The sequence below is a fragment of the Lysinibacillus sp. GW821-FHT14F06 genome, assembly GCF_058803665.1.
This window is the reverse complement of the sequence record NZ_JBXAPF010000063.1, coordinates 1-4,661: the sequence shown is the minus strand read 5'-3', so window position 1 is coordinate 4,661 and position 4,661 is coordinate 1. Positions and strand designations below refer to the sequence as shown.

The window sequence follows — 4,661 nt, the reverse complement described above, 5'->3', positions numbered from 1 at the left end:
AGCGTAGTGCTAACGTAGCGGCAGCAACATGATGTTGGTCACTCAGTCGTTGCCACAGGACGTGGCGTTCTTAGACTAAGTTCCTCTATTTCAGTAGATGTTTGGACACCCACTGAAAAGGAACCAAAACCGCATTCATCTCACCACTTAAAGAGGTGGGAGTCTTCTTTATCTGCCGCTTCGCTTACGCGCAAAAAACATCTGCCACTATGCTTTCGATACAAAAGACATTTGCTGAATGAAGATAAAAGGCTGGTAATAGCCTGGTGATGCCACCAAATCTATTACCAGCCTCTCTAAAACAACTATTTAAGTAATTTTTCTGCTGCAATATCTAAGAATTTCACTTTAGACCAAGCTGTACCGCCTTGTGCTAACGGATCAATTGCATTCACGAAAATTTGATTATTTTGTGATGCCTTTAAACTTGCAAAAATCGGATTCTTTTGTAAATCCTCTAATGCTTTTGGTGCATCTGCATTTTCTGATTCCTCAAACTGAAGGAAAATGGTGTCTGGATTTACCTGCGCTAATGTTTCAAGAGAAAGTTCAGCCTGAGCTTTTGTTGTTTTAAGAATTTCAGGAATTGGTGCTCCTAAATCCTCATATAATACTGGATTTAAGTAAACGCCTGCTGGATAAATATACATTACTCCGCCACGTATTCGAATAACTAATACTTGTTTGTCTGTAAGCTGCTCTTTCGATTTAGCTTGTGCATCAGCCACCTTGGTATCATAATCTGCAATGATTTTTTTAGCATCATCCTTTTTACCAGTAAGCTGTGCAAGTAATGTTAGGTTTTCCTTCCAATTTGTAGAGATATGTGAATATGGAATCATTGTTTGAATTTTGTTGAGCTTTTCAGCAGTTTCTTCAGGGAATTTGGAAGTACCTACAATTACATCTGGATCAAGATCAAGAATGGCTTCTGCGTTAGGCTCCATTTTATTCCCCACAAGCTTAGCACCCTCAAATTCAGAAGCAAGATAAGAAGGAATTTTACCACCAATTTCAAGTACTCCAACTGGCTTAATACCGAGCATCGCAGCATCCTCCATGGATTCCAAGCTTGCCGCTACAATATTATTCACTTTAGCAGGAAGTTCATATTTTTCCCCTAGATAAGTGATTGTCTGAGTTTTAGCCTCATTTGCTTGTGATTCTGTTGCACTTGTTTCCGCTGTATTATTTGAAGATGCATTGGACTCTTCTGCTTTATCTGTTCCACATGCTGCCAAAGACAATGCTAATAAAGCAGGTGCACACATTTTAAAATATTTATTCATTTATATTCTCTCCCTACAGCTCTCTATTGATAATGATAATCGTTTTCATTATTAAGTCAATAGAAATCAATAATTTAATTGATACTCATTATCATTTACGGATATTATCCTAACAAAGAGAAAAACAGTTGTGAATGGATAATTTCATGAATCACATGGAGTTTTGCCGTTTTGGTTTCATAGAAAAAGCTATTTCTTTTTCAAGAAATAGCTTTCTATACATATTTAGCTTCCTCCATTATTGCTTTCCGATAGACAGTTGGGGACATTCCCGTACATTTTTTGAAAACCCGGCTAAAATAAAAGCAATCTACGTAACCTACACATTCTGCTACCTCCGCTATCGTAGAATCGTGATATTCCAATAAATCCTTCGCTCTCCGTATACGGTATTCTGTTAAGTACGAACTAGGATTCATACCCGTATGTTGCTCAAATAAATAAGCAAATCTACGACGCTCTACACCGAATTCCTCGGCTATCTTTGAAACTGATATTTGCTTAGCGTAATTCTCATGTATATACTGTAAAGCTTGCTCCATAATGTCACTTGCTGTATCAAGAATCTTCACTTTTGCCGAAATAAGGATAGTTTCCAAGAGATTCATAAATAATGTTTTAGATTTCAATATTGCCATATTTCCAGGCAATGATTGACTCTCTATTAATTGCTGGACATAATCTATAATTTTTGTATGATAGCCTGTATCAATTAAAAAATGCTGGTTTGCTAAAGGGTATTTGTTGATTTCGTCTATAGGGATATAATAATGGACAACTGCATATTCCCAAATCTGATTACCCATAACCTTAATTTCAATTGGCATTTGGGGTCCTGCATGTATAACCATACCAGGCTCCATTATGTATGGTACGCCATTGAAACTAAAGCTAGCATTTCCTGCAAGTGGTACAACTAGACCACACTTCCCAGGGGCAGTTGTTCGCCCTCTATCTACTTGATTAGGCACCATCCTATTTGTAAAAATATCCGTGAATTTCACAGTTGCATGTGCATAGTAGTCAATTAAATGCTTGATATCCATTTTTCAGCTCCCACATTTTTTAAAGCAATTTGGATTTGTGAAAAATGATGAAGATCGTGATCTATTAAACCAGTAAAGTAACTTAATAACGTTAATTCAGAAGCTCCTATTTTCAATGATTGCTGCCATTGCTGGTCTTCTATCTGATGAATTGCACCAATTAGTAAATTTCTATTTTCTAAAAAAATTTCAATCGTTTCCTCTTTGCTTTTTAACCGACTTTCCTTTGTGGCATGTGCATTTATTTCTTCAGCATTTGGTCCCTTTGGTAGGATTTCATCAGCCAAAAGAAATGGTAGCCGGTGATGGTACACGAATTCATCCCATGGAGTAAGATGTCCAATTACTTCTGCCACTGTCCATTTTCCATGGGCAATAGGTGACCGCCATTGTTCCTCCGTCAGATCCACTAAACCTTCCACAAATTCTAGAGACTTTTCATAATGAACGAGTATTTGATTTTTATCGTGATGCAAATGCTATAGCTCCTTCCTAATTGTAAACAATCTGTAGCTTTGGCCAAATGGATGCCCAATTTTTCTGCTGAATTCTGTGCTTATAAACTTCATTCATTGGCGTGTCTTTCTGAAAATATGGTGTAGGGGCAACAATTCCAGAAATTAAATGCTGAATACCATGGGGTGCAGCAATTTGAAGAATTCCATTGGTAAGTCTTATACCAATAGCTGTTGGCGTTTCGGGAAAATGAGCAACTCCATCCATCGAAGAATGATAAGGTTTAGTGTTATTCACTTCATGCATTCTCGCTTGATTTTTCACAGACCATGGCTCATTTGGTAATAATTCCCTAAGTTTTTGCTCATACTTTTTTTCATCCTGTTCTGAAAGACTTGCTTTATCAAAATATATCACATCAATATCAGCTAAAGGTGTTCTACTTTCATAATGATGAAGATAATCCCATACCTTTGAACGAATCAATTTCGCCTTGGCGTAATTGCGTCCGGATTTTGAATTGTGCCTGCACAATTCTTTCCTTTGAAAATCCGTGACATCCGCCGGAGGCTTTATCTTCATTCAGTAGGTGTTTGGACGCCCACTAAAAAGGAGCCAAAACTCCATTCATCTCACTCTGTAGTGGTTAGAGTCTTCTGCTGAATGAAGATAAATCCAGCACAAATCCAGGAATCAGGTAACTCTAACCTCTCCACAGCTGCAACTATTTCCATCATCCAACTATCTGCTGCAATTAAGTGTTTTAACTCTTCTTCTGTTTTTAAATTCATCGTATCAACCCCAATTTTTCAACAATCAATCCAATTCTTTATTTCTGTAGCAACACTGTGTGGAGCATCTCTAAAAATATCATGCCCAGCATCAGAAATAGATGCTACTTCTAGGTTGTATAGACTAAATTGTAAGTCTTGAATACCCTCTCTTCTAACACCTTCTAAATCGGCTGGCTGTGTTGCATGTATTAAAAGACATGGACAATTAATCTGACTTAATATTGTAACAACAGGCTCTGTATACATGCCTTTGATCATTGACTGTCCAGTAAAAGCAGAGAGTGTTAGCTGTAATTCCCCATCACGTTCCTTCACCTGTGCGTGTGATGCTGCTTCAAGCTCTTCTGACCAACGAGAAAGCTCTTCTTTCTCTGATTCAATAAAGACCTCCCAAGATGGAAAGGTTGTGTTTTTACAAAATTGTTCAATTCCTTGTAATTCTTTTTCTAACGTCATGCCTAATTTTTCTGCTGACAAATAGCCTCCATCTAATAAAATAAGACCCTGTATTTTTTCTGGAGACCTTGCAGCAAAGTGCATTGCTAATTCTGCTCCCAAAGAATGACCAATTAAATAAAAGGATTTGTCTCCTAAATGATGACTTATCACTTTTTCTATTTCTACAATCAAATTTGATGGTAAATAATCCTGTTCTTCAAATAAAGATTCTGCATAGCCATGACCAGGCAAGTCAAATGAGACAACATGATACTCTGCCAAATATTGAACGAGTTCCCCAAATGCTAACCCCGTGCTCCCTAGTCCATGTAAAAAGATTAAAGTTGGATTTTCAATGTTTCCCCATTGATAGACATGTTGCTGCATAATAATTCTCCTCTACACTCTATTTCAAAAATATTTTTCCATTAATTACTATAATAATGAAATAATTTGTTTTATCCAAGTGGAGATGTTATTTCTGCTTAAGCAATTAAGAATGATTGAAAACTGAACTTCTCACAGCTACTATAACAATCACACTATAATTTATAAATTATACATGTTGTTGAAATACTATTATGTCAATGAAATCAAGGTGACAAATTAAAAAGTATAGCCCTTTTTCAAAACGAGAG

General features: G+C 36.7%; 6 protein-coding genes. All 6 read right to left on the bottom strand.

The annotated features are described in order from the left end of the window. Positions 1–305: 305 nt before the first annotated feature. Positions 306–1,289, bottom strand: coding sequence for an ABC transporter substrate-binding protein (locus AC1RNS_RS26270; protein WP_492996752.1), 984 nt, complete (start codon positions 1,287–1,289; stop codon positions 306–308). A 215-nt stretch (positions 1,290–1,504) separates the two neighbouring features. Continuing rightward, a complete protein-coding gene (locus AC1RNS_RS26265; protein ID WP_492996751.1) occupies positions 1,505–2,335 on the bottom strand; it encodes a helix-turn-helix domain-containing protein in 831 nt (276 codons plus the stop codon). After that, positions 2,317–2,811, bottom strand: a complete 495-nt coding sequence (locus tag AC1RNS_RS26260) for a DinB family protein (RefSeq protein ID WP_492996750.1) — start codon at positions 2,809–2,811, stop codon at positions 2,317–2,319. The genes AC1RNS_RS26265 and AC1RNS_RS26260 overlap by 19 nt, the downstream gene beginning before the upstream one ends. A 16-nt stretch (positions 2,812–2,827) precedes the next feature. Then, positions 2,828–3,277, bottom strand: coding sequence for a nucleotidyltransferase family protein (locus AC1RNS_RS26255; protein ID WP_492996749.1), 450 nt, complete (start codon positions 3,275–3,277; stop codon positions 2,828–2,830). Positions 3,278–3,423: 146 nt separating this feature from the next. Continuing rightward, positions 3,424–3,582: a hypothetical protein gene (locus AC1RNS_RS26250; protein ID WP_492996748.1), complete on the bottom strand. Its 159-nt coding sequence runs from the start codon at positions 3,580–3,582 to the stop codon at positions 3,424–3,426. An 18-nt stretch (positions 3,583–3,600) separates the two neighbouring features. Then, a complete protein-coding gene (locus AC1RNS_RS26245) occupies positions 3,601–4,410 on the bottom strand; it encodes an alpha/beta fold hydrolase (RefSeq protein WP_492996747.1) in 810 nt (269 codons plus the stop codon). Positions 4,411–4,661 lie beyond the last annotated feature (251 nt).